At 74.7% G+C, this 24,742-nt stretch carries 25 protein-coding genes and 1 pseudogene; 14 read left to right on the top strand and 12 right to left on the bottom strand.

What is annotated here, in order from left to right:
* Positions 1–6: 6 nt before the first annotated feature.
* Positions 7–1,029: a 3-oxoacyl-ACP synthase III family protein gene (locus tag ABD333_RS13730; protein WP_344540994.1), complete on the bottom strand. Its 1,023-nt coding sequence runs from the start codon at positions 1,027–1,029 to the stop codon at positions 7–9.
* Positions 1,030–1,238: 209 nt separating this feature from the next.
* Between ABD333_RS13730 and ABD333_RS13725 the strand changes: the two genes are divergently transcribed.
* From ABD333_RS13725 to ABD333_RS13715, 3 genes are all read left to right on the top strand, one after another.
* A complete protein-coding gene (locus ABD333_RS13725) occupies positions 1,239–2,282 on the top strand; it encodes an ACP S-malonyltransferase (RefSeq protein WP_344540992.1) in 1,044 nt (347 codons plus the stop codon).
* Positions 2,283–2,358: 76 nt separating this feature from the next.
* Positions 2,359–4,176, top strand: coding sequence for an acyl-CoA dehydrogenase (locus ABD333_RS13720; protein ID WP_344540990.1), 1,818 nt, complete (start codon positions 2,359–2,361; stop codon positions 4,174–4,176).
* Positions 4,177–4,307: 131 nt separating this feature from the next.
* A complete protein-coding gene (locus tag ABD333_RS13715; RefSeq protein WP_344540989.1) occupies positions 4,308–4,883 on the top strand; it encodes a TerD family protein in 576 nt (191 codons plus the stop codon).
* 67 nt (positions 4,884–4,950) lie between these two features.
* Here ABD333_RS13715 and ABD333_RS13710 read toward each other — a convergent pair whose 3' ends face one another.
* Together ABD333_RS13710 and ABD333_RS13705 are read right to left on the bottom strand one after the other, a co-directional pair.
* Positions 4,951–5,367: a RidA family protein gene (locus ABD333_RS13710; protein ID WP_344540987.1), complete on the bottom strand. Its 417-nt coding sequence runs from the start codon at positions 5,365–5,367 to the stop codon at positions 4,951–4,953.
* 41 nt (positions 5,368–5,408) lie between these two features.
* Complete coding sequence (locus ABD333_RS13705) at positions 5,409–7,184, bottom strand: class I adenylate-forming enzyme family protein (protein ID WP_344540985.1); 1,776 nt, start codon at positions 7,182–7,184, stop codon at positions 5,409–5,411.
* Between the two features lie 140 nt (positions 7,185–7,324).
* Between ABD333_RS13705 and ABD333_RS13700 the strand changes: the two genes are divergently transcribed.
* The 4 genes from ABD333_RS13700 (at position 7,325) to ABD333_RS13685 (ending at position 10,254) form a co-directional block, all read left to right on the top strand.
* Positions 7,325–8,107 (top strand): HAD-IIA family hydrolase, encoded by a 783-nt coding sequence (locus ABD333_RS13700; protein WP_344540983.1) that lies wholly within the window; start codon positions 7,325–7,327, stop codon positions 8,105–8,107.
* Between the two features lie 161 nt (positions 8,108–8,268).
* Complete coding sequence (locus ABD333_RS13695; RefSeq protein WP_344540982.1) at positions 8,269–8,562, top strand: hypothetical protein; 294 nt, start codon at positions 8,269–8,271, stop codon at positions 8,560–8,562.
* 199 nt (positions 8,563–8,761) lie between these two features.
* Entirely contained in the window at positions 8,762–9,595 is an 834-nt protein-coding gene (locus ABD333_RS13690) for a DUF3152 domain-containing protein (RefSeq protein ID WP_344540981.1), read from the top strand.
* A gap of 32 nt (positions 9,596–9,627) precedes the next feature.
* Positions 9,628–10,254, top strand: a complete 627-nt coding sequence (locus ABD333_RS13685) for a YigZ family protein (protein WP_344540980.1) — start codon at positions 9,628–9,630, stop codon at positions 10,252–10,254.
* 68 nt (positions 10,255–10,322) lie between these two features.
* Here ABD333_RS13685 and ABD333_RS13680 read toward each other — a convergent pair.
* Positions 10,323–10,586: pseudogene (locus ABD333_RS13680) on the bottom strand (cysteine hydrolase family protein); the annotation flags it as partial.
* A gap of 198 nt (positions 10,587–10,784) precedes the next feature.
* Between ABD333_RS13680 and ABD333_RS13675 the strand changes: the two are divergent.
* The gene (locus tag ABD333_RS13675) at positions 10,785–11,480 is read left to right on the top strand and encodes a 2OG-Fe(II) oxygenase (RefSeq protein ID WP_344540979.1); all 696 of its coding nucleotides are present in this window, start codon (positions 10,785–10,787) and stop codon (positions 11,478–11,480) included.
* 6 nt (positions 11,481–11,486) lie between these two features.
* Here ABD333_RS13675 and ABD333_RS13670 read toward each other — a convergent pair whose 3' ends face one another.
* The 5 genes from ABD333_RS13670 to ABD333_RS13650 form a co-directional block, all read right to left on the bottom strand.
* Positions 11,487–12,338: an SCO6745 family protein gene (locus tag ABD333_RS13670; protein ID WP_344540978.1), complete on the bottom strand. Its 852-nt coding sequence runs from the start codon at positions 12,336–12,338 to the stop codon at positions 11,487–11,489.
* Positions 12,339–12,464: 126 nt separating this feature from the next.
* Positions 12,465–13,244 (bottom strand): methylated-DNA--[protein]-cysteine S-methyltransferase, encoded by a 780-nt coding sequence (locus tag ABD333_RS13665; protein WP_344540976.1) that lies wholly within the window; start codon positions 13,242–13,244, stop codon positions 12,465–12,467.
* The gene (locus ABD333_RS13660; protein ID WP_344540974.1) at positions 13,234–13,887 is read right to left on the bottom strand and encodes an RNA polymerase sigma factor; all 654 of its coding nucleotides are present in this window, start codon (positions 13,885–13,887) and stop codon (positions 13,234–13,236) included. Before ABD333_RS13660 ends, ABD333_RS13665 begins: the two co-directional genes overlap by 11 nt.
* A 68-nt stretch (positions 13,888–13,955) precedes the next feature.
* Entirely contained in the window at positions 13,956–14,621 is a 666-nt protein-coding gene (locus tag ABD333_RS13655; RefSeq protein WP_344540972.1) for a response regulator, read from the bottom strand.
* A complete protein-coding gene (locus ABD333_RS13650; RefSeq protein WP_344540970.1) occupies positions 14,618–15,826 on the bottom strand; it encodes a sensor histidine kinase in 1,209 nt (402 codons plus the stop codon). Before ABD333_RS13650 ends, ABD333_RS13655 begins: the two co-directional genes overlap by 4 nt.
* 71 nt (positions 15,827–15,897) lie before the next feature.
* Here ABD333_RS13650 and ABD333_RS13645 point away from each other — a divergent pair, with 71 nt between their 5' ends.
* Together ABD333_RS13645 and ABD333_RS13640 are read left to right on the top strand one after the other, a co-directional pair.
* A complete protein-coding gene (locus ABD333_RS13645; protein ID WP_344540967.1) occupies positions 15,898–17,565 on the top strand; it encodes a sensor histidine kinase in 1,668 nt (555 codons plus the stop codon).
* Between the two features lie 38 nt (positions 17,566–17,603).
* Positions 17,604–18,266, top strand: coding sequence for a response regulator (locus ABD333_RS13640; RefSeq protein WP_344540965.1), 663 nt, complete (start codon positions 17,604–17,606; stop codon positions 18,264–18,266).
* A 36-nt stretch (positions 18,267–18,302) separates the two neighbouring features.
* Here ABD333_RS13640 and ABD333_RS13635 read toward each other — a convergent pair whose 3' ends face one another.
* The gene (locus ABD333_RS13635) at positions 18,303–19,154 is read right to left on the bottom strand and encodes an ABC transporter permease subunit (protein WP_344540963.1); all 852 of its coding nucleotides are present in this window, start codon (positions 19,152–19,154) and stop codon (positions 18,303–18,305) included.
* Positions 19,151–20,083 (bottom strand): ABC transporter ATP-binding protein, encoded by a 933-nt coding sequence (locus tag ABD333_RS13630; RefSeq protein WP_344540961.1) that lies wholly within the window; start codon positions 20,081–20,083, stop codon positions 19,151–19,153. The genes ABD333_RS13635 and ABD333_RS13630 overlap by 4 nt, the downstream gene beginning before the upstream one ends.
* 164 nt (positions 20,084–20,247) lie before the next feature.
* Here ABD333_RS13630 and ABD333_RS13625 point away from each other — a divergent pair, with 164 nt between their 5' ends.
* Positions 20,248–21,468, top strand: a complete 1,221-nt coding sequence (locus tag ABD333_RS13625; protein ID WP_344540959.1) for an epoxide hydrolase family protein — start codon at positions 20,248–20,250, stop codon at positions 21,466–21,468.
* A gap of 79 nt (positions 21,469–21,547) precedes the next feature.
* Here ABD333_RS13625 and ABD333_RS13620 read toward each other — a convergent pair whose 3' ends face one another.
* A complete protein-coding gene (locus ABD333_RS13620; protein ID WP_344540958.1) occupies positions 21,548–22,270 on the bottom strand; it encodes a phosphatase PAP2 family protein in 723 nt (240 codons plus the stop codon).
* 172 nt (positions 22,271–22,442) lie between these two features.
* Here ABD333_RS13620 and ABD333_RS13615 point away from each other — a divergent pair, with 172 nt between their 5' ends.
* The 3 genes from ABD333_RS13615 to ABD333_RS13605 all read left to right on the top strand — a co-directional run bounded on the left by ABD333_RS13615 (position 22,443) and on the right by ABD333_RS13605 (position 24,742).
* Entirely contained in the window at positions 22,443–22,979 is a 537-nt protein-coding gene (locus ABD333_RS13615) for a DUF1707 SHOCT-like domain-containing protein (RefSeq protein ID WP_344540956.1), read from the top strand.
* Positions 22,980–23,032: 53 nt separating this feature from the next.
* Positions 23,033–23,725 carry an HAD family hydrolase gene (locus tag ABD333_RS13610; protein ID WP_344540955.1) on the top strand — a complete coding sequence of 231 codons (693 nt, stop codon included), beginning with the start codon at positions 23,033–23,035 and terminating at the stop codon, positions 23,723–23,725.
* A 477-nt stretch (positions 23,726–24,202) separates the two neighbouring features.
* Positions 24,203–24,742, top strand: coding sequence for a hypothetical protein (locus tag ABD333_RS13605; RefSeq protein WP_344540953.1), 540 nt, complete (start codon positions 24,203–24,205; stop codon positions 24,740–24,742).

Here is a 24,742-nt window from a genome sequence, read left to right as displayed (position 1 = left end):
CGCCGGTCAGGCATGGCCGGGCGGCCAGACCATCAGGGTGTGGCCCCAGGTCAGCCCGGCGCCGAAGCCCGCCAGCAGCACCACCTCGCCCGCGCCGATGCCGCGGGTGCGCACGGCGTGGTCCAGCGCGTACGGCAGGCTCGCGGCGCCGATGTTGCCGACGTCCTGCCCGGCGATCACCATCTGGTCGGGCGCGAGCCCGGCCTGGTCGGCCAGCGAGGCCACCAGCCGCGGGTTGGGCTGGTGGGGGACCACCAGCGACAGCTCCGAGGGTTTCACCCCCGCGTCGTCGGTCGCCTCGGTGATCAGCCGGGGGAGGATGTCGACGATGAACGAGCGGACGGCGCGCGCGTCCATGTGGATGGTGTGGCCGAGCGAGGCCAGGGTGCCGGGGCTGGCGGGGGCGCGGCTGCCGCCGGCGGGGATGAGGACGTCACCGGCGCGTGAGCCGTCGGCGCCCAGGCCCATCGAGGCGATCCCGTACGGCGGCGGCGCCGGGCCGATGACGGCGGCGGCGGCGCCGTCGCCGAACAGCGCGGCGGTCGCGCGGTCGTCGGCGTTGAGGAACCGGGAGTACACCTCGACGCCGATGACCAGGACGTGGGGCGGCTTGCCGCGCTGGGTGGCCAGCCAGCCCACGGCGGTCTGCAGCCCGTACACGAACCCGGTGCAGGCGGCGGCGACGTCGAAGGCGGCGGCCCGGCCGGCGCCCAGCGCGGCCTGCACGCGGCAGGCGGTGGAGGGGCCGAGCTCGTCGGGGGTGGAGGTGCCCAGCACGATGAGGCCGAGATCGCCGGGGGCCAGGCCGGCGGCGTCCAGGGCGCGGCGCGCGGCGGCGGTGGCCAGGTCGGACGCGGCCTGGCCGGGGCCCGCGACGTGCCGGTGCCGGATGCCGGTGCGGTCCTCGATCCAGCCGGCGTCCAGGCCCATCGACAGCGACACCTCCGCGCTCGGCACCCGCCGGCCCGGAAGGTAGGAGCCGGTGCCGCTGATCGCCCACCGTTGCCGTACGGCCGGCCGCCCGTTCATGCGCCCTCCCTCACCTCCGGCCCCGCCGGGCCGGTGCTCTGGTGCCCCTGATCGGTTCCCGACCATGCATACTGGCCACACGGACGGTTGTCAGACCGATCCCTTGAGTGAATAATCGCATTTCATGACTTTCAATCCATAACAACTGCACAGCGGTCTTCGTCCAATAAGGAAAGTCGGCCCTTCCTTAGAGGTAAGGAGAGATCCGCGTGTCCTCACCGCTTCCCCCCGGCTGGACGCACGAATTCAAACCGGACGATCAATGCGCGTTCCTGTTCCCGGGAACCGGCTCCGCCGGCGCGCCCGAGCTGCAGCAGCTGTCGCGGACCGGTCCGCGCGCCGCCCGCATCGTCGGCGATGTGCTGGACGCCGTCCACGAGGGCCTGCCAGGCCCGGGCTGGCCGTCACTGCGGACGATCCTGCTGGATGACCCGGGCGGATACCGCGCCGCGGCACGCCGCCAGGGCGTCCCCCAGCTCGCCGCCTACACCGCCTCGGTCGCCGTCGACCGGGTGCTGCGCGCCGAGGGCGTGCCGCTCGGCTACGCGGTCGGGCAGAGCTTCGGCGAGATCGCCGCGCTGGTGTGCGCGGGCGTGTTCAGCATCAGCGACGGCGCGCGCATGGCCGTCAGCCTCGTCGGCGTCCTGGCGCGGCGCGGCGCCGGCGGCGGCATGGGGCTGATGGAGGCGACCGAGGACGGCACGCGCGCGTGCATCCGGGCCGCCGGGGCCGGCGGCGAGGTCGTCGTCGCCTGTCTCAACGCCCCCGGCGTGACGGTCATCAGCGGCCCCGAGGCGCCGCTGGAGGCGGTGCTGGCGTCCGCGCAGGCCGCGGGCGTCCGCGCGATCCGCCTGGCGGTGCCCTACCTGTCGCACCACCCGGCGATGGCCGGCGCCGACGACGAGTGGTACGAGATGATCCGCCCGTTCCCGCAGCGGCCACTGGAGGTCACGGTGTACTCCCCGGTGCGCGGCCGCGCCTACCGCGACGACGACGATCTGCACCGCGCGCTGACCGACTGCATCGTCAAGCCGGTGCGGCTGCCGCAGGCGCTGCGGGCCGTGCACGAGGCCGGCGCGACCGCGTTCGCCGAGGCGGGCGCGGGCAACGCGCTGTGCCAGTGCGCCCGCCTCACCCTGCCCGAGGTGCCGACGCTGGCGCCGCTGCGCGAGCGGCGCCGCCCGGCGGGGCAGCGCGACGATCCGGTGAGCAAGTCCGCGCCCGGCGTGCACCCGGTGCCGCCCGCCCCCTGATTCCCGCCCCCTGGTCCACGCCGCCTGATTCCCGCCGCCTGACGACCGCCGCCCGTACCGACACAGGAGCGTCGCGATGGCAACCGCCCCCGACCCCGACCTGCTGCGGCTGGTCCGCGGCACCGGGCTCACCGACAAGACCCGCGGCCTGCTGGAGGAGGCGGTTCCGGGGGAGTTCTTCGGCTATCCCGACGGGCTGACGGCCCAGGACCGGCACGCGCTCACCTACGACCGGCTGCGGCGGGCCGGGCTGGCGGCGCCGCCAGCCGCCGAGCTGCTGGACGACCCGCCGGCGCTGTGCGCGCTGCTGGAACGCGCCGCGATCGCCGACCCCGGGCTCTTCCACGTGATGCTGCTGCACTACACCCTGGCGCTCGGCCCGATCCTGCTGTTCGGCTCGGGGCAGGAGGGGCCGGGGGCGGCGCGGGCGTCGCTGGAGTCGATGGAGTCGTTCGGCGCGCTGCTGATGACCGAGGTGGGGCGCAGCAACAGTCACCTGGCGCCGCGGACGCTGGCCCGCTACGACCCGGCCACCGGTGAGTTCGTGCTGACCACCCCCGACGACCAGGCGGTGAAGTTCCCCACCAACACCGCGCACCCGGCCATCCCCAAGATCGCCGCGGTGTACGCGACGCTGGAGCACGGCGGGCGCGAACGCGGCGTGTTCGTGTTCGCGGTGCCGCTGCGCGGGCCCGGCGGCGCGGTGCCGGACGGGGTGGCGATCGTGCCCGCCCCCGACACCACGGGCCTGATGGTCGACTACGCGGCGGTACGGCTGACGGGGTTGCGGGTGCCCTACGAGGCGTGGCTGCGCGACGGCGCCACGATCGGCGACGCGGGGCGCTTCCACGACCCGGTGGGCGGCCCGGCGGCGCGGCTGACCCGTTCGATGGGCATCGGCCCGCCGGTGTGGCGGGCGATCGTGTCGATGTCGGCGGCGATCACGCGGGCGGCGGCGGGCGTGCTGCACGCCCACGCCGCCGACCGGGTCACGCTGGGGCGGCTGGCGCCGCTGCGGCCGCTGACCGACTACCGCAACGTGCACGAGACGGTGCTGGAGTCGCTGGCCTCGGCGTACGCGCTGACGGTGGTCGCCGCGCACGTCAAGCGGCGCCGCGGCGGGGCGGCGCGGGCGGCCGGCCCGGCGACGGCGTGGGCGCCGTGGTCGGCGGTGGACCGTGACCTGGCGCTGCTGAAGGCCGCGACGACGATGCAGGCGCAGGAGACGGTGTCGCGGTGCCGGGTGTCGTCGGGCGCGCCGGGGTTCGCCGCGACCGACCGCCTCAACGGCTACCGCGGCCTGGCCCACGCCTACATGAACGCGGGCGGCGACAACGAGCTGATCCTGTTCGACACCGCCCGCGCGATGGCCGACCTGGACCGCTACGAGCCGCCGGTGCTCGCCGGCGCGGCGCCCGGCGGCGACCTGGCGTCCCCGGCGGTGTGGCTGCACCTGGCGCGCGACTGCGAGCTGCGCCTGCAGCGGCGGCTGGCGGGGCGGATCGAGGCCGCGCGGGCGGCGGGCCGCGATGGCTTCGAGGCGTGGAACGACAATCTGTCGCTGGCGGTGCGGACGGCGACGGCGTGCGCCGATCGCACGGTGCTGGAGATCCTGGCCGCGGCCTGCGACCCGGAGCCGGGCACCGAGCCGGTGCCGGCGGCGGGCACGCGGGTGCTGCGGCGGCTGCTGGGCCTGCACGCGCTGGGCTGGCTGGAGCGCCGGGCCGGGGTGCTGCTGGACGAGGGCGTCGCGGCGCCGGGGCTGCTGGAGCGGGTGTGGGAGCGGCGCCGTTCGGTGTGCGACGCGCTGGCGCCTGACGAGGCCTCGCTGGCGGCCTCGCTGGAGCTTCCGCCCGAGGTCGCGGCGCCGACGGCGTTCGTGCCGGGCGGGTGAGCCGAGAGTGAATCTTCGCCACGCCGTGTGCGAAACCGGCCAGGGAACCGCCGCCGGGTGGCTACCGTTCTACCATCAGGCCGTGCGGGTACTGAAGGCCCGCACGGAACGTCTATGTGGAGGTGCACGCAGTGGGAGTCAGTCTGAGCAAGGGCGGCAACGTCTCGCTGACCAAGGAGGCTCCTGGACTGACCGCGGTCGTGGTGGGTCTGGGCTGGGACGTGCGGACCACCACCGGGGGCGACTTCGACCTCGACGCCAGCGCGCTGCTGTGCTCGCCGGAGAGCAAGGTGCTGTCGGACAAGCACTTCGTGTTCTTCAACAACCTCAAGAGCCCCGACGGTGCCGTCGAGCACACCGGCGACAACCTCACCGGCGAGGGCGAGGGCGACGACGAGCAGATCAAGGTCAATCTCGCCACGGTCCCGGCCGAGGTCGCCAAGATCGTGTTCCCGGTGTCGATCTACGACGCCGAGAACCGGCAGCAGAACTTCGGCCAGGTCCGCAACGCCTTCATCCGGGTGGTCAACCAGGCCGACAACAGCGAGATCGCGCGCTACGACCTGTCCGAGGACGCCTCGACCGAGACCGCCATGGTGTTCGGCGAGCTCTACCGCAACGGCGAGGAGTGGAAGTTCCGCGCCGTCGGCCAGGGCTACGCCTCGGGCCTGGCGGGCATCGCGTCGGACTTCGGCGTCAACGTCTGACGCGCGTCCGGTTGCGGTTGCGGGTGAGGGGCGTTCCGGCCGGTGGCCGGGACGCCCTCACGCGTTCTCAGGCGGGGACGACGGCCAGGGCGTCGATCTCCACCAGCAGGTCGTCGCGGAACAGCCGGGACACCTCCACCAGGGTGCTGGCGGGCGCGAAGCCGGGCGGCACGATCTCGTCGCGGACGGCCCGGACGACCGCCACCTGCCCGGCGTCGCGCAGGTAGTAGCCGAGCTTGATGACGTGCCGCCAGTCGGCGTCGGCCGCGGCGAGCGCGGCGTGCAGGTTGGCCAGCACCTGGCGGGTCTGGACGGCCAGGTCGCCGGGGCCGACGAGGTTCCCGGCGGCGTCCAGGGCGACCTGGCCGCTGACGGCGACCAGGCGGCCGGGGACGTCGGCCGAGACGGCGTGGCTGTAGCCCGAGCCCGGTGCCAGGCCGGGCGGGCTGATCTTGCGGAGGCCGGTGGTGTCGTGGTCGTTCACGGTCGGCCACGTTACCGGGCCGGTCGGGGGACCGGGGCCGGTCAGGTGCCGGGGCCGGTCGCCGGGGACGGGCCGAGGAGTTCCTCGCGCAGGCGGGTCTTGAGGAGCTTGCCGCCGGGGTTGCGGGGCAGCTCGCCGTCGCGGAACCACACGTGCGCGGGGATCTTGAACGCGGCGATGCGGGGCCGCAGGAACTCCTGGAGCCCCTCGGCGGTGAGCGTGGTGCCGGGTCGCAGGCACACCACGGCGCCGACCTCCTCGCCCAGGACCTCGTGCGGCACGCCGATGACGCCGCAGTCGGCGACGGCGGGGTGTTCGTGGAGGGCGGCCTCGACCTCGGCGCAGTAGACGTTCTCGCCGCCGCGGATGAGCATGTCCTTGGCGCGGTCGACGATGTAGACGAAGCCGTCGGCGTCCAGGCGGGCCAGGTCGCCGCTGTGGAACCAGCCGTCGGCGTCGAAGGCCTGCGCGGTCGCCTCGGGCCGTCCCCAGTAGCCCTTGATGACGTTGGGTCCCTTGATGAGCAGCTCGCCGACCTCGCCGGTGGGCAGTTCGGTGCCGGCGGGGTCGACGACCTTGACGTCGCAGACGGCGACGGGCGGGCCGACGCTGCCCGGGCGTTCGAGGTAGTTGACGCCGGCGTTGTAGGTGGTGACCGAGGAGGTCTCGGTGAGGCCGTAGCCGTTGCCGGGGACGCGGCCGGGCAGGCGTTCGGCGATGGTGCCGACCAGGCTGGGCGGGGCGGGCGCGCCGCCGTAGCTGACGCCGGTGAGGCTGGAGGTGTCGTAGCCGTCGAAGTCGGGATGGGTGAGGACCTGCCGGGCCATAGTGGGCACGCCGCCGAATCCGGTGACCTTCTCGCGTTCGATGAGCCGCAGCGCCCGTCCGGCGTCCCACTTGTACATCAGCACCACGGTGCCGCCCTGCAGCGCGCTGGTGACCAGGACCGAGTGGCAGCCGGTGGCGTGGAAGAACGGCACCGACAGCAGGGTGACGCGCGGCTGCGGCGCGGTGAGCTCCTCCAGGCTCCGGCCGGCGCGCACGCCGCCCGACAGCAGGCCGTAGGCGAGGCTGACGGGGTTGGTGGCGATGTTGCGGTGGGTGCCGAGCGCGCCCTTGGCCCGGCCGGTGGTGCCGGAGGTGTAGAAGATCGTGGCGTCGTCGTCGGGGTCGAGGGCGACCGCGGGCAGCGCGGTGCCGTTCCCCGCGGCGGCGTCTGCGGAGGCGGCGTCTGCTGGGGTGGCGTCTGCCGGGGTGGGGGTGTCGTCGAACGGTTCGGTCCCGGTGGGCGGCGTCCCGTCCGCGCGGACGACGAGGGCGGCGGTCAGGCCGAGGGCAGGGAGCGCGGCGGCGAGGCGGTCGGCGCGTTCGGCGTCGGCGACCAGGAGGCGTGCGCCGCTGTCGCGCAGCCCGTACTCCAGTTCGGCGGCGCTCCACCAGGCGTTGAGCGGGACGACCACGGCGCCGGCGGCCGCGGCGCCCCAGAACGCCACCGACCATTCGGGGTAGTTGCGCATGGCGATGGCGACCCGGTCGCCCTTGCGGACGGCGTACCGGTCGACGAGCCGGCGCGCGAAGGCGGCGACGCGGTCGTAGTGCTCGGCGAACGACAGGCGCTCCTCCTCGTACACCAGGAACGGCTTGTCGCCGTGGGTCCGGGAGATCTCCAGGATGTCGCGCAGGGTGGCGGGGGCGTTCTTCCACACGCGGGTGCGGACGCCGCGCACGTCCACCTCGTCCATCTCGAACAGCTGCCCGGGCGCGGTCATCGCCGCCCGGACCTGCTGGACGGTGGGGATGTCGGGTCCGCTGTGCATGCCGTACCTCCGCGGGGGCCGGTGGCGCCGTCCCGCGCTCCGGTGGCCGAACGCGGTTCGGTGCGCTGTCGCGGTGAATCTATGATCCGGGGGCGTGCGGGGTCAATCACCGGCCCGCGGCCACCTGCGACAATGAGCGCATGAGGGAGCGCAGGCCGATCGAGTACTGGTTGTCGGACATGGACGGGGTGCTCGTGCACGAGGGCCGGCCGGTGCCGGGCGCGGAGGAGTTCATCCGCAGGCTGTCGGAGTCGGGGCGGCCGTTCCTGGTGCTGACCAACAACTCCATCTACACCGCGCGGGACCTGGCGGCGCGGCTGTCGGCGGTGGGCCTGCAGGTGCCGCCGGAGTCGATCTGGACCTCGGCGCTGGCGACGGCGCGGTTCCTGTCCGACCAGCGGCCGGAGGGGTCGGCGTACGTGATCGGCGAGGCGGGGCTGACCACGGCGCTGCACGAGGCGGGGTACGTGCTGACCGACCTCGATCCCGAGTACGTGGTGCTGGGGGAGACCCGTACCTACAGCTTCTCGCAGCTGACCAAGGCGATCCGGCTGATCGAGCGGGGCGCGCGGTTCATCGCGACCAATCCGGACCCGATCGGGCCGTCGCCGGAGGGTTCGCTGCCGGCGTGCGGCGCGGTCGCCGCGATGATCACCAGGGCGACGGGGGTGGACCCCTACTTCGTCGGCAAGCCCAATCCGCTGATGATGCGGACGGCGCTGAACCGGGTCGGCGGCCACAGCGAGAGCACCGCGATGATCGGGGACCGGATGGACACCGACGTGGTGGCGGGCGTGGAGGCGGGGCTGCAGACGATCCTGGTGCTGACCGGGGTGACCCGCAAGGAGGAGATCGAGCGGTTCCCGTTCCGGCCGTCGCGGGTGGTGCCGTCGATCGCCGACGTCATCGACCTGGTCGAGTGACCTGAACGGAGCGGGCCCACAGGCACGGAGCGGCGGACGGCGGGTACGGCGCGTTCGGCGGTGGTTCACGTCGGTGTCCGGGGTGTGTCACGGCGGCGTCGGGCGGCGCGGGGACAGTGCGGAGGCGACGGCATTTTCCGCTCCGATCCCCCGGAGGCGTCATGACCACTGAGACCACCACCGACGTGCAGGCGGCGCGGCGCGCGCCCGCGGGCGACCTGGCCCCGATCGAGGACGTCCTGCGCAACACCGAGACCGCCGTCATCGACCTGGTGCACGGGTCGGTGCGGATCACCCGCACGCTGCTGCCCGACGCGGTGGCGCGGCCGACCGAGACCGTCGAGCGGTTCTTCGACGTGGCCGAGCGGCTGCTGGCGTCCTCGCGCCGGTCGGCGCTGGGGCTGGCCTCGTTCGTGGAGTCGGGGTTCGACGGCGCCGAGCGCTGGGCGAACTGACCACAGTTCCCCGGTTCTCCCGGTTGTCCCTGATCGGCCTGTGTTGTCCGTGGCTGCCCCGGGCCCGCCGTGTGCGGCTCGGGGCAGCGTCATGATCGCCTGCCCACTACGATGCCGCAGGGATCACCGGACGATCATCGGGGGGCAGATGGACGGCAGGCATGGTGCGACGCCCGGTGCAGGACGCTGACGAGGGCTGATGCACAATCTCAGGGAGCCCCTGGCCCCGGCGCCGCCGCGCCGCCGCCAGCGGGAGGACAGGCGCCGTGGCCGCGGCTGGGTGGCGGCGGCGGGCGCCGCGCTGGTGATCGCGTCGGGCGCGGGCGCGGCGGTGTGGGTGATGGTGCCCGGTGAGTCCGGGAAGGCGGGCCAGCCGCCGCCGGGCCCGGACGCGGGCGGCGGTGGCGCGCCCGTGGCGCCCACGGCCGAGCCGCGTTCGGTGTCGCCGCGGCAGGGCGTGGTGGTCAACGGGCGGCCGCAGCCGCCGCGGGTGGCGGTGCCGGTGTCGGCGGGCGGCAGGTACGCGGTGGTGCCGGGCACGGCGATGGCGCCCGCGGGCCGGCAGGGCGCCGTGGTGCGGTACATGGTCGAGGTCGAGCGGCGGCTGCCGTTCTCGGCCGCGGGGTTCGCCGGCGAGGTGCACCGGGTGCTGAACGACCGGCGCGGCTGGGGCCGGGGCCGCACGATGCGGTTCGTGCGGGTGGACCGGGGGCCGGTGCGGTTCCGGGTGGCGTTGTCGAGCCCGTCGCTGGTGGACCGGATGTGCGCGCCGCTGGTGACCGGCGGTGAGCTGTCGTGCGGGCGTGGCGGCCGGGCGGTGCTGAACGCGCGCCGGTGGGGGATCGGCGCCGCCACCTATGGCCGCGACCTGGCGACCTACCGCGAGTATCTGGTCAACCATGAGGTGGGGCATCTGCTGGGGCACCAGCATCGGCAGTGCCCGGGGCCGGGCCGCCGGGCGCCGGTGATGGTGCAGCAGACCAAGTCGTTGTACGGGTGCCGCCCGAACGCCTGGCCGTTCCCCCGGGGCTGAGCCGCCGGGGCCGGCCGTAGACTCGGGATGCCATGCGCATGATCAGGAACGCGGGCTCCCACGAGCTGGAGATCCGCAAGTCGAGGTTCGTCTGCACGCTGGCGCGGGTGCGCTCGGAGGCCGCGGCGGCGGAGTTCCTGGCGCGGCACCGCCGTGCGCACCGCGACGCCACGCACAACTGCACCGCCTACGTGCTGGGTGAACGCGGCGAGATCACCAAGAGCAGCGACGACGGTGAGCCGGCGGGGACGGCAGGGATCCCGATGCTGGAGGTGCTGGTGCGGCGCGGGCTGACCGACACGGCCGCGGTGGTGACGCGCTACTTCGGCGGGGTGAAGCTGGGGGCGGGCGGGCTGGTGCGCGCCTACGGGCAGGCGGTCGCGGCGGCGGTGGACGCGGTCGGCGTGGTGGAGCTGCGGCCGGTGGTGACGGTGACGGTGGGGGTGGATCACGCGCTGGCGGGCCGGTTCCTGGGCGATCTGCACGCCGCCGGCCGTCAGCCCGCGGGCGTCCGCTACGGCGACGGCGTGGAGGCCGACGTGGCGGTGCCGGTGGAGGACCTGGAGGGGTTCGAGGCCTGGGCGGCGGAGGTGACGGCGGGCAGGGCGCGGGTGACCCGCGGCGCCGCCGGCCACATCGAGGTCCCGGTCACCGGCTGACCGCCGCCGCGCGGCCGGCCGAGTCCGCGCGTCAGGCGCCCTCCCGGATGCCGGTTGGTGGTGAAGGCGTTGCGGCTGGTCTTGGTGACCTGGGGCTCGCCGGGACGCGGCCGCAGCCCGTCCATGAGGCGGACGTGACCGAGGTCGGGGTCGAAGACGCCGCCGCTGCCCGGCTCGCTGTGCAGCACCCACACCACCAGGTCGCCGCGGTCGCGGGCGGTGGCCACCAGCCGCCGTGTCCGTTCGGCGATGTCGGGCGTCGAGACCGCCTGCCAGGTGGGCCGCCTGCGGAAGGACTCTTGGACGTCGATGACCAGAAGCGCTGCGCTCATGCCTTGATCCTGCCGGGGCACGGCGGGCCGCGGCAGTCACGATCGGCCGCCCTCCGGACCGATCCGGTCACATCCGTTCCCGCCCTCGTCGCCCGGGGCGGCGATCCGCCCGTTCTGGTGCGCGGACGGCGGGGGCTGCAACCGGCGCGGGTTCGGCGGGGTTGTCCGGGTGAACGACTGCGACGGGAAGGACCTCTGATGTCATTGCGGGAGACGGTGGACTGGGCGCGGGCGGAGCAGGACCTGGATCGTGTCGGGTTCGCGCTGACGCCGCCGCTGCTAAGCCCGGGCGAGTGCGCGGAGCTCATCGGGATGTACGGGGCGGACGGGGCGTTCCGCAGCACGGTGGTGATGGCGCGGCACACTTTCGGGGAGGGCGAGTACCGGTATTTCCGCGACCCGCTGCCCGCGCTGGTGCGCGGGCTGCGCACGCGGCTGTATCCGCCGCTGGCGCGGATCGCCAACCGGTGGGCGGGGCGGCTGGGCGAGGAGGCGTTCCCCGGTGAGCTGGAGGGGCTGCTGGAGGCGTGCGCGGCGGCGGGCCAGCACCGGCCGGCTCCGCTGCTGCTGCGGTACGGGCCGGGCGGCTACAACCGCCTGCACCAGGACGTGTACGGCGATCTGACGTTCCCGTTGCAGGTGGCGGTCATGCTGAGTGCGCCGGAGGTGGACTTCACCGGCGGGGAGAGCGTGTTCGTGGAGCAGCGGCCGCGGGCGCAGTCACGCCCGATGGTGGCGCGGCCGGGCCTGGGCCAGGGTGTGATCTTCCCGGTGCGGCACCGGCCGGTGCGCTCGGCCCGCGGGTTCACGCGGGTGGCGATGCGGCACGGGGTGAGCGAGGTGCTGTCGGGCGACCGGCACGTGCTGGGCGTGATCTTCCACAACGCCCGCTGAGGCGGTTCAGGAGGCGGGGAGCGGGGGCAGCGCCAGGGCGGTGGGGATCGGGTTGGCGCCGCCGGAGGCGACGATGCGGTGGGCCAGGGGCCGCAGGCACGCGGTGAGCCGTTCGGTGGCCGCGGGGCCGAGCGCGTCGAGGGCGGGGGCGGCGAGCCGTTCGGTGGCGTCCTCGATGGCGGCGCGGGCGGCGCGGCCCTGCTCGGTGAGGGCGCCGTCGGCCGCCAGCCAGCCGCGTGCGGTGAGCCGTTCGGCGGCGGCGTCCCATTCCTGCTGGGTCCAGCCGCGCTGCTCGCCCTGCTGGGGCGCGGCGGTGCCGGTCGCGACGGCGGCGCGGACGGCCTCGCAGCCGTCCAGGCCGCCGGTCAGCAGCGCCGCGATGTGCCCGTCGCCGCGAAATTCGCGCAGCACGCTGGTCGCCCACCACAGGGCCAGGTGCGGTTCGGCGGGGACGGGCAGGTCCTGGTGCGCGGCCGCCAGGGGGCGGCCCTGCGGCGGGCACGCGGTGGCGGCCTGGACCGCCAGGCCGGCGGCCTCGGTGAGCTCGGGGGCGGTGACGAGGTCGCCGAGCAGGCGCCGCAGCGTCTGGTCGGCGGCCGAAAGCCGCGCGTCCAGGACCGTGGCCGAGGAGCAGAACTTCCAGGCGTCGGGGATGGCGCGCTCGACGCGGCGGGGCGCGAAGTTGTAGAAGGTGGCCGTGACGGCCTGGGGGCCGGGCTGGCCCAGGGGCGCCGACCGGGAGGCGAAGTAGCCCATCCAGTAGCCCTTGAGCCCGGCGGCCTTGTAGGCGGCCGCGGCCTCGTCGGAGAAGTAGATGGGGGCGTGGTACGCCTCGATCAACCGCCAGACCTCGTCCATCGTGCCCACGCTAGCGGCCGCCGGCGCGCCCCGTCCAGATCACCGGCCACCATTGTTGATCTTCCGGGTGTGGGCGGCGGCCACACCCGGGTGGGCCCGGGGGCGGCCGGCTGGGCCGGGGGTGCGTCAGGCGGTGTCGGGCAGGCCGGGGCGGCAGCGCAGGCAGGGCCGGTATCCGGCGGCCTCGGCGGCGGTGAGGGTGCGGAACCCGTGCCGGTGCTCGGGGGTGATGCGGCGGGCGTCGGCGCAGGTGGGGTAGCACACGACACCGGTGGTGTCGCTGCCCAGGTAGAACACCCCGGCGCCGGCGAGCGCGGCGACCTCGTCGAGGTCGACGTTCTCGGCGCGCAGGAGCCGTTCCTTGGCGCCGGCGCCGAACACGTACTCCCCGACGGTGCCGTCGGAGCGGGTGACGCGATGGCAGGGGATCAGCAGCGGCACCGGGTTGCGGCCGAGCGCGGAGCCGACGGCGCGGACGGCTTTGGGCCGTCCGGCCTGCCGCGCCACCCAGGCGTAGGGGCGGGTCTGGCCGCGCGGGATCGCGGCGGCGGCGCGCAGCACGGCCGCCTCGAAGTCGCTGAGGCCGCGCAGGTCCAGGCGCAGCCGGCCCAGTGTGCCGGTGCGCAGCGCGGGCGCGAGCCCGGCGGGCGGTTTGGCGGCGGGCAGCAGCGGCCGCCCGAACCGGGCGCGGAACGCGGCGGTGAACTCCTCCTCGTCCAGTCCGGCGCGCAGGTAGGCGACGCCGTGGTCGGTGAAGGCGACCTGGACCTGGCCCAGCGGCGCGGGCACGTGGACGCGGCGGGCGACGATCCGGTCGAGCAGGGTGCCCGGCGCGTCGGCGGCCAGCCCGGCCAGTCCGGTGGTCAGCGGGTCGGGAACGTCAGAACGCGTACCGTCAACGTGCATGGGGTGCCCCCTGGGTGGTGTGCAGCGTGCGGAGCCGGGCCAGGCCGCGGGAGATGTGGGATTTGACGGTGCCCTCGGGGACCGCGAGCACGACGGCGATCTCGGCGATCGGCAGGTCGGCGATGTGGCGGAGCACGACGGCGGCGCGCTGCGCCTCGGGCAGCCGGGCCAGCAGGCCCGCCAGTTCCCGGCCGGTCTCGTGCCGCGCGGCGGCCGCCTCGACGCCCTCGGCGGGGTCGGTGGGCTCGGGCGCGGTGTCCAGCGGGCCCGGCGGCGGCCTGCGCGCGGCGCCGCGAAGGGTGTTGCGCCACAGGTTGAGCAGGATCGTCAGCAGCCAGGGCCGTGGCCGCAGCTGGGCGATCCGGTCGGCGCCGTATCCGGCCAGCGCGCGGTAGGCGCGCAGGAACGCCTCGGCGGCCAGGTCCTCGGCCTCGGCCCAGCGCCCGCACAGCCGCAGCGCGGTGGAGAACACCGCGCCGCGGTAGGCGTCGTACAGGACCGTGAAACCGTGGTCCAGGTCGCGGGCGAGCGCCGCCACGACCCGCGCGGCGACCTCGTCGTCGGCCGTGCCGGTGTCAGGGCCGGTGTCAGGGCCGGTGTCAGGGCCGGTGCCGGCCGGGCCGGCGGGGGCGGAGGAGGCCATGTCGTCCGTCGTAACCGTCACATCCGTTCAACACCGGCCCGCGCCGCGCGGTTGCACCGCGGGGCGGGTCAGCTGAGCCAGCCGGGCTTGATCATGCCGCTCTCGTAGGCCAGGACGACCAGCTGGGCGCGGTCGCGGGCGCCGAGCTTGGACAGGATGCGGCTGACGTGGGTCTTGGCGGTCGCCGGGCTCAGCACCAGCCGCGCGGCGATCTCCTCGTTGGACAGGCCGGCGGCGACCAGCTCCAGCACCTCGCGTTCACGGTCGGTGAGGGCGTTCAGCTCGACCGCCGGCGGCGGCGCGGTGATGCGGGAGGCGAACTCGGCGATGAGCCGCCTGGTCACGGTGGGGGCCAGCAGCGCGTCGCCGCGCGCCACCACCCGCACGCCGTGGATCAGCTCGGGCGGCTCGGTGTCCTTGACCAGGAACCCGCTGGCGCCCGCCTTGATCGCCCCGTACACGTAGTCGTCGAGGTCGAAGGTGGTGAGGATGACGACCTTGACGTCGGTGAGCCGCGGGTCGGTGACGATGCGGCGGGTGGCCTCCAGCCCGTCCAGCACCGGCATCCGGATGTCCATCAGCACCACGTCGGGCCGCAGCTGGTCGGCCAGCCGCACCGCCTGCTCGCCGTCACCGGCCTCGGCGACGATCTCGATGTCGTCCTCGCCCTCGAGGATCGACCGGAATCCCGCCCGTACCAGCGTCTGGTCGTCGGCCAGCAGCACCCGGATCACGCACTCTCCTCCATCTGCCCCGCCGGGCCGCGCAGCGGCAGCCGCGCCCGTACCCGGAACCCGCCCGCCGGGCCGGGCCCGGCGGTCGCCTCACCGCCGACGGCGGCGGCACGTTCCCTGATCCCGCGCAGCCCGTTGCCGCTTTCCAGCGCGGCCGGGTCCGCCGGGCCGGTCCCATCGTCGTCGATCTGCACCACCACCGCATCCGCGGTGGCGCCGATGTGCACGGTGACGGCGCTGGCGCCGGCGTGCCGCACCGCGTTGGTGAGCGCCTCCTGCACGATCCGGTAGCCGGCCAGGTCCACCGGCGCGGGCAGCGGCCCGCCGGGCACCTGCCCGACCAGCGTGACCGGCAGCCCGGCCGCCGACGTCCGCGCCAGCAGCTCACCGACGCGCTCCAGCGACGGCGTGGGCGCGACCGGGCTGCCGTCGTCGCCGTCCTCGCCGTCGACCTGCCGCAGCACGCCCAGCACACCGCGCAGCTCTCGCAGCGTCTGCTTGCTGGCGCCCTTGATCGCCTCAAGGGCGGCGTAGGCCTGGGCGGGGTCGTCACGGCGGTGCAGCGCCGCCCCGGCCTGCACGTTGATCAGCGAGATCTGGTGCGCCAGGACGTCGTGCAGCTCACGGGCCAGGCGCAGCCGTTCCTCGGTGGCGCGCCGCCGCGCCTCCTGCTCGCGCGAGCGTTCGGCCTCCAGCGCGCGCCGTTCGGCGGCGGCGGCGAAGTCGCGGCGGTTGCGCACGTACTGGCCGAGCGCGATCACCAGCAGCAGCCAGAACGTCAGTCCCGCCACCGACCGGGCGCCCATGACCATGTTGGCGTCCTCGTCGCCGTCGGCGTCCCGCAGCGCGTTGACCACGACGAACCCGGCGTTGAGCAGCGCCGCCGCGCTGAGCGGCACGTACAGCCGGCACTCCACCGCCGCGGTGTACAGCGCGACCACGAACACCAGCGCCAGCGGCCCGTCGGGGTAGCCCAGCGGGTAGTACACCACCGACACCACCATGGTGACCACCAGGACGATCACCGGGTGGCGGCGGCGGACCGCCAGCGCCGCCGACCCCAGCGCGATCAGCGCGAGCCCGCCGGGGAACAGCGCGGTGTCCCCGCGCTTGGCGGTGCCCGCCGCCATCACCACGTTGATGATCAGCGCGGCCGCGGCCAGCGCGATGTCGGCGCGCGCGGGCGTCCACCACTTCCGGGTCACGGCCACCAACCTATTGCACCCCTGACTTTCGTCAGTATCAGCGCTGGTCGGGCGCTTGTAGCGTGGACGGCGTGAACGACTCGGGGCCCCGCCACACGACGGTCAAGGACGTGCTGCTGTTCGCGGTGCTGGCGTTGCCGGTCGTCTACGGCGTGCTGCTGCCTCCCTCCGACGGCGGGCCGCGGTGGCCGGCCGAGGCGGCGGGGGTGGCGGTGCTGGGCGCCGCGGTGGCGGCGAGCCGCAGGTGGCCGCTGCTGTCGCTGCTGATCGTGCTGGCGCTGGTGCCGCTTCAGGGCAACTTCGTGTTCGGCGTCCCGGTGATGTCCTACCTCACCGGCCGCCGCACCCCGCACGCCCGCCCGGTGCTGTGGGCGTTCACCGCGGTGTTCGTCACCGGCTCGGTGCTCAACATCGTGCGCGGCATCGACGTCACCAGCTGGTTCCCCCAGACCCTCTACCTGGTGGTGCTCGGCGTCCTGCCGTGGCTGGTGGGCCGCTACTGGCGGCAGTACCAGGAGCTGGTGCACGCCGGGTGGGAACGCGCCGACCAGCTGGAACGCGAGCACCGCATCGTCGCCGAACGCGAACGGCTGCGCGAACGCGCCCGCATCGCCCAGGACATGCACGACTCGCTCGGCCACGAACTGGCCCTCATCGCGGTGCGGGCGGGCGCCCTGCAGGTCGCGCCGGACCTGCCCGAACGCCACCGTGCCCAGGCCGCCGAGCTGCGCGCCAGCGCCGCCGACGCCACCGAGCACCTCCGCGAGATCGTCGGGGTGCTGCGCGAGGAGACCGCCCGGGACCCGGCGGGACCGCGGGACGGGGCGGGGCCGCGGGAGGGGGCGCCCACCCGGCCCGCCCGCGAGAGCATCACCGACCTGGTGGAACGCGCCCGCACCTCGGGTATGCCGGTCGGCCTGACCGGCGACGCCGGGCCGCTCGCCGGTGCCGCGCCGATGACCGTGCTCGCCGCGCACCGGGTGGTGCAGGAGGCCCTCACCAACGCCGCCAAGCACGCCCCCGGCGCCGCCGTGACGGTCCGGCTGTCGCGCGCGGGCGGCGGCGCCGGACCGGGCACCGGGCAGGACGCGGCCGGCGCGGGCGGGGGCGAGGCGGGCGGCGCGGCCACCATCGTGACCGTCACCAACGGCCCGCCGCCCGCCGGGCCGCCGCTGCTGCCGTCGGGCGGCCGCGGCCTGACCGGCCTGGCCGAACGGGTGCGGCTGGCCGGCGGCACCCTGCGCACCGGCCCGGCCGCCGACGGCGGGTTCGCCGTCGAGGCGCGGCTGCCCGACGTGCCCGCCGCGGCACCGGCCGCCGGACCCGAACCCGGCCACGAGACCGCCCGGCGCCTGGACCACGGCCGCCGCCGCGTCCGCAAGGGCCTGATCACCGCCATCGCGGTGCCGGCGGGCCTGGTCGCCGCCCTGTCGGCGATCATCCTGGGGTACTACGCCTACGCCACGCTCAACTCGGTGCTGCCGCCCGCCGACTACGAGGCGCTGCGGGTGGGGCAGCCGCGCGCGCAGGTCGCCACGGTGCTGCCGGCGACCGAGCTGATCAGCAGCGACGTCAACCGCGTCGACTTCCCCCCGGCGCCGCCCGGCGCGCGCTGCGACCACTACCGTGCCGACGGCAACCTGCTGGGCCTTGGCACCGTGTACCGGCTGTGCTTCGCCGGCGGCCGCCTGGTCGCCAAGGACGCCGCGCGCCCGGTCCCCGACCCGGCGTCCAGCTGACGGCGGGCCCCAGCATGATCCAGAACGGGAGGACACAGGTGATCCGGGTACTGCTCGCCGACGACGAGGCGATGATCCGCGCCGGGGTACGGGCGATCCTGTCGGCCGACCCCGGCATCGAGGTCGTCGCCGAGGCCGCCGACGGGCACCAGGCCGTGGAGCTGACGCTCGCGCACCGGCCCGACGTGGTGCTGCTGGACATCCGCATGCCGCGCATGGACGGGCTGGCCGCGGCGGACGAGCTGCGCCGCGCCGCCCCCGCCACGTCGGTGCTGATGCTGACCACGTTCGGCGAGGACGAGTACATCGCCCGCGCCCTGTCGGGCGGCGCCGCGGGGTTCCTGCTGAAGGCCGGTGACCCGCGCGAGCTGCTGGCGGGCGTGCACGCCGTGGCCGAGGGCGCCGCCTACCTGTCACCCAAGGTCGCCCACCGGGTCATCGCCGAGCTGAGCGGCGGCCGGCTGGCGCACGGCGTCATCGCCCGCGAGCGCACCGCCGCCCTCACCCCGCGCGAACGCCAGGTGCTGGCGCTGGTGGGCGCGGGGCTGTCCAACGCGGAGATCGCCGCGCGGCTGCACGTCGTCGAGGGCACCGTGAAGGCCTACGTCAGTGCGATCCTCATGCGGCTGGAGGTCAGGAACCGCGTCCAGGCCGCGATCATCGCCTACGAGGCCGGGCTGGTCGACGGCCCCCCGCGCTGACCCGCGGGGTGCCGTGACCGCCGTCCAGGCGTCCGGTCAGGCGTCGCGGCGGCGCAGCACCACGATGCCCAGCGCCAGCGACCCCACCGTCCAGGCCGCCAGGATCAGCAACCCGGCGGCCGGCGGGTAGGGGGCCGCCTCACCGCCCATGAAGTGCCGCCCGGCGGTGCTGGGCAGTGCGTCCGACACATATCCCAGCGCCGTGACGGTGCTGTTCTCCAGGAGCATCGGCACCGCCATCAGCGCCAGGAACGCCGTGGTCAGCGCGCCGGCGGTGCTGCGCAGCACCGTGCCGACGCCCAGGATGAACACGCAGATCAACGCCAGGTACACGCCGACCGCCAGCACGTCCCCGGCGGCCTCACCGGCCGAGAACCGTCCCCACCGCCCCAGCAGAGGCCCGGCCACCGCGGTCCCCGCCGCGGCCAGGACCATCCCGGCGGGCAGCACCACGGCGGCCACCACCGCGGCCTTGGCCGCCAGCATCCGGCCGCGCCGCGGCACCCACTGCAGCGTGGTCCGGACGCTGCCGGTCGCGTACTCCCCGGTGATCACCAGGATCGCCAGCGCGATCACCACGAACTGCACCAGGTCGGTGGCGCCCAGCGCGATCCCGCTGACCGACACCACTCCCTGGTCGTCGGTGGTGAGGGCGTTGGTGTTGTTGGACACGGTCGAGGACGCCAGGATCACGCTCATCAGCGCCATCATCCCGAGCGCCCCGGCCAGCGCCCACCAGGTGGAACGCAGCGACCACAGCTTGGTCCACTCGGCCGCGACCGCCCCCGCCAGCCCGCCGCCGCCCCCGCCTCCGCGTCCGCCCGCGGTGTCGTCGCCGGTGCCGTGCTCACCGCGTGCTCGCGCTCCGGTCAGGCTCGCCACCGTCACACCCCCGCCTTCCGCGGCGCGCCCGCGCCGTACTCCACGCTCGTCCCCGTCAGTTCCATGTAGGCCTCCTCAAGCGAGGCCTCCTGCGGGCTCAGCTCGTGCAGCGGCACCCCCAGCTCGTGGCAGATCATCCCGATCCGCTCGATCGGCGCGCCCGTCACCAGCAGCTCGTCCTCGCCGGCCCGCGTGACCCGCGGCGGCGGCGCCGGTTCGGCCGCCAGCCGCGCGGCGAGCGCACCGGCCCGCGGCGTGCGGATCCGCACCGCGTTGCGGGAACTGGCCGCGATCACCTCGGCGACCGGCGCGTCGGCCAGCAGCCGGCCCTTCCCGATCACCACGAGCCGGTCGGCGGTCAGCTGCATCTCGCTCATCAGGTGACTGGAGACGAACACGGTGCGGCCCTCGGCGGCCAGCGACCGCATCAGCCGCCGCACCCACAGCACCCCGTCGGGGTCGAGCCCGTTGACCGGCTCGTCGAACATCAGCACCTGCGGGTCGCCCAGCAGCGCCCCGGCGATGCCCAGCCGCTGGCCCATGCCGAGCGAGAACGACCCGGCACGTGCGCGCGCCACCGCCGCCAGCCCGACGATCTCCAGCACCTCGTCGGCGCGCCGCACCGGGATGCCGTTGCTGCGCGCCATCGCCACCAGGTGCGCCCGCGCCGACCGGCCCGGGTGCACCGCCTTGGCGTCCAGCAGCGCACCGACCCGCGTCAGCGGCCGCGGCAACGCCGCGTACGGGCGGCCGCCGATGAGGGCCTCGCCCGCGGTGGGCCGGTCCAGGCCCAGGATCATCCGCATGGTGGTGGTCTTGCCAGCTCCGTTGGGGCCCAGGAACCCCGTCACCTTCCCCGGCGCGATCTCCAGGGACAGGTCGCTGACCGCGGCCTTGTCCCCGTACCGCTTGGTGAGTCCCCGCAATGTGATCATCGAGCCTCCAGTCGTGTCGGTCTCGACGCTAGGAACCGGGGGAGTGCCGCCGCACTGCGCGAACGCCACCCGCCACCCCCTACTTTCGTCAACCCGGCGCCCCGTCCGGCTCCCGGGACTCAGTAGGAACGAACCTGTCCTACTTGCCTCGTAGCGTCACCGGCATGACGAACCCGAACGACATCCGCCCGTTCCGCATCGACGTCCCGCAGGCGCAGCTCGACGACCTGCACGCGCGGCTGGCCAACACCCGCTGGCCCGACGAGGTGCCCGGCGCCGGCTGGGACCGCGGCGTCCCGGTGGCCTACCTGAAGGACCTGGCCGAGCACTGGCGCACCCGCTACGACTGGCGGGCGCACGAGGCCGCGCTGAACCGGCACCCGCAGTTCATGACCACCATCGACGGCCAGAACCTGCACTTCCTGCACGTGCGCTCACCCGAGCCGGACGCGGCCCCGCTCCTCCTGCTGCACGGCTGGCCCGGCGGCGTCACCGACTTCCTCGACGTGATCGGCCCGCTGTCGGACCCGCGCGGGCACGGCGGCGACCCCGCCGACGCCTTCCACCTGGTGATCCCGTCGCTGCCGGGCTTCGGGTTCTCCACGCCGCTGGCCGGGCCGGGCATGAACGCCGCCCGGATGGCCGGGGTGCTGGTGCGGCTGATGGCGGCGCTCGGCTACGGCCGGTACGGGGTGCAGGGCTACGACACCGGCTCGTGGGTCGGTCCCGAGCTGGGCAGGCAGGACGCCGCGCACGTCACCGGCGTCCACCTCAACGCCATGATCACTTTCCCGGTCGGCGCGGACGGCGAGATGGACGGCCTCACCGAGACCGAGCAGCGCCGCTGGCAGGCGATGCAGAACTTCAACGACGGCTACCTGCAGTGCAACTCCAAGCGCCCGCAGACCGTCACCTACGGCCTGCACGACTCGCCCGCCGGGCAGCTCGCCTGGATCGTGGAGAAGTTCAAGGAGCTCACCGACCCCGAGGACGGCCTGCCCGAGGACAGCGTGGACCGCGACCGCATCCTCACCGACGTCTCGGTCTACTGGCTGACGGGCACCGCCGGATCGGCCGCGCAGATCTACTACGAGGAGCTCTCCGCGGCCTCCTGGAGCGAGACCACCGACACGGGCCAGTGGGATCACCCGTCGGACGCGGGGGAGGGGAGCGGCGCGGACGCGGGCGCCTGGGCGCCCGAACCAGCGACCGTGCCGACCGGGGTCCTGGTGTCCGCCCACGACGTGACCATCCGCCGGTGGGCCGAACGCGACCACAACATCGTGCGCTGGACCGAACTGGACCGCGGCGGGCACTTCCTGTCGATGGAGGCGCCGGACCTGCTGATCGACGACGTCCGCGCGTTCTTCCGCACCCTGCGCTGAGCCGGCCCGCGCTGAGCCGAGCTGCGCCGCTCCCTGCCGCCCGCCCGCCGCGGCGTCACCGCCGCCGGGCGGGCGGGGATCAGTCGCGGCGCCCGGTGCCCGACATCACGTCCGGCATCGTCTCGGCCGCCACCGGCGGCCCGGCGGCGGCCTCGCCGCGCACAGGCACAGGCACGGGCACGGGCACGGGAGCCTGGCCGACGGCGGACGGGCCGAGCAGCAGCGCAGCGCCCGGCCACGCCCGCATCGGCTCCACCGCCGGGCCCAGGAGCCGTGCCAGCACCAGCACGACCACCGGCGCGACCGTCACCCCCAGCAGGAAGCCCGCCGCGACGTCATGCGGGTAGTGCACGCCCACGAACACCCGGGAGAACGCCATCAGCGCCGCCAGCGGCAGCACCACCGCCGCCATCGACCGCCACGCCACCACGATCACCGCCGCCGACGCCGCCGCGATCGTCGCGTGGTTGCTGGGGAACGACCAGTCGCCGGGCGCCGGGCACGCCGCGATGCTGGCCGCGTCCGGCACCGCCCGGCACGGCCGTTCCTCCTCCAGGAAGGTCTTGGAGACCTCGCTGACCAGGTAGGCGGCCACCACCGCGAACGGCGCGGCCAGCGCCAGCACCATCGCCCGGCCCGTCTGCCCGCGGGCCCGCCACCAGCCCGCCACGAACAGCGCGGCGAACACCAGCAGCCCCGCGTCGGTGCCGATCTCGGCCACCGTGTGCACCCAGGACGGGAGCCCCTCGGCGAACCCGGTGATCGTGCGGTACCAGTCGGCGCTGAATCCAGGCGCTTGCATGCTCTCCCTCACGTAGGAACCTCCGGTGCAGAGTGAGATCCTCCAGGAGCCCGGGAAAGTTCACCCTGCGTTCATCAAAATGTGCTGAATGTCAGGCTAAAGAGTGATCATCGGTGGCGGATCATCCGGAAGGCAGAACCACACCCCGACTTTCGACAGGGTCCTGCGAACGATGTACGGCCGGTTCGTCACGCCGGAGGACGACCACGCCACCCCGCGCGGCCATGCTGGAAACAGCGCCAACACCCAGCACGAACGGGGGGAGCACCCGATGGCCACGCCCGACTTCACCAAGCCCGCCGCCCTGCGCGCGAGCGACGCCGACCGCAACGCCGTGATCGAACGCCTCGGCGACGCCCTCGCCGACGGCGCCCTGGACACCGCCGAATACCACCGCCGCCTCGAAGCGGCCGCCACCGCCGTCACCGTGGACCGGCTCGAGCCGCTCACCGCCGACCTGCCGGTCTCCCGCGCCCGGGCCGAGGCCGCCCGCCAGCAGGCCGACAAACGCGAATGGCTCAACGAATGGGGCTACTGGGGCGCCGGCGCCCTCATCATGACGGTCATCTGGGCCGTCTCCTCACTCAAGGCCGGCGAGCTCACCTGGTACTGGCCCGTCGCGCCCCTCGGCATCTGGGCGGCGGTCCTGGTGTCGTACGCCCTCTGGCCCGACGCCAAGGACAAGCACCGCGACATCATCCGCCGCTGACCCCGCGAAACCCGTTGGCCCCACCGGCCGCGATGCACCACACTTACGTGATCGTGAGCAACCTGCACATCTTCGACATGGACGGCACGCTGCTCGCCGGGTCCACCGCCAACCTCGAGGTGGCCCGGCAGCTCGGCACCCTGCCCGAACTCCACGCCCTCGAAGCCCGGTTCGCCGCCGGCACCCTGGACACCCGCGGCTTCTCCGCCGCCATCCACGCCCTCTGGCGCACCCTCACCCCGGCCCACGTCGCCGCCGCCTACACCGCCGGGCCCTGGCTCAACGGCATCGCCGACGTCACCGCCGACATCCGCCGCCGCGGCGAACGCTCCGCCGTCATCACCATGTCACCCGACTTCTTCGCCCACCACCTGCTCGACCTGGGCTTCGACGAGGTCGCCGCCTCCCGCTTCCCGCCACCGCCGTTCACCGCCCCCCTCGACCCCGCCGGCGTCCTGACCCCCGCCGACAAGGTCCGCATCACCGACGACCTGCGCACCCGCTACGGCCTCACCCACGCCCAATGCGTCGCCTACGGCGACTCGATGTCGGACGCCCCGCTGTTCCGCCACCTCACCAACACCGTCGCCGTCAACGCCGACCACCACCTCGCCGACATCGCCGCCGCCGACTACCGCGGCGACGACCTCACCCACGCCTACCACCTCGGCCGCGCCCTCCTCGACAACCCACCCGCACCCCACCACACGGACCCACAACGGCCACGCCGCCCAACCCGCCGATAACCGCGGCCACCACCTCGCCGTTCCCGCGCAGGCGCGGGGGAGTCCGCCAACGAGGCCGTCCACCATGTCCCCGGCAGACCAAGCTGTCGGCCTCGGCGCGTGGGCTCTACGACCGGACCGGCCAGACGATCGAGTACCACCGCACCCAGACCCGCGATCACCTCGGGTTCCGGGTGCGCCGGGGTGGTCGGCACCGAGAAGCCGACGCAGTGACCGGCGACCGAGATGGCGCACGCGGAACACCACCCGGATCAGACACGTGAGGAGCCGATCGAGCCCGACATCGGACCGGGTCACGCGGACGGTGCGGTCGGCGCCGCACGTCGCGCAGGAGAACCGGTTCCCGGCGAGGGGAGCACAGGCGTACCACCTCGGACGTCGTTTCGCGGTTCATCGCATCCCCGCTCCCGGAGCAGCCGGGGCCAATTCCTCACAACCACCATCTCGGCACGCGCCTGTGTGCTTACGTTGGGTCATATGACCAGGCCCCCGTACCCGCCCCGGCCGCGCCCCAGGGTGGGGGCCCGGTCCACAGCGGCCTTCGTCCTCCTCACGGTCACCGCCGCCACCGCCGTCTGGACGACCGTGCAGGTCGCCTACCACAGCCCGCGCAGCGGCCACGGCGACCTGGCTCCGTCCAGCACGCAGACCACCCCGGCGACTTCCGCACCGGCCGTTCCCGTCCCGGCATCCGCACCGCCGGCCGCCCCGCCGTCGGCGCCGGTATCCGCACAGCCATCCCCGCCCAACACCGCTCCCGCCCCGAACGCCGAACAGCACCTCATCCCGCCGACCCCCACACGCACGACACGGGCGCGCACCCCGCGTCCGCACGCACCACGGCCACACCGCACACCTGCCCGCCCATCACCGCACCGCCCGCCGAACGCCAAGCCACGCACTCCCGCACAGCCACAGACACCCGCCTGGATCCACGCCGAATGCGCACGCCGCTTCCCCAGCGGCCCACGCCGCGCCTACTGCGTCACCTACCTCCAGCAGTCCCTCGGCCGCTGA

It is taken from the genome of Actinomadura fulvescens (assembly GCF_039533225.1).
Classification (GTDB): Bacteria; Actinomycetota; Actinomycetes; order Streptosporangiales; family Streptosporangiaceae; genus Spirillospora; species Spirillospora fulvescens.
Note: the sequence above shows the minus strand (reverse complement) of the source record. Positions and strands in the feature narration are given on the sequence as shown.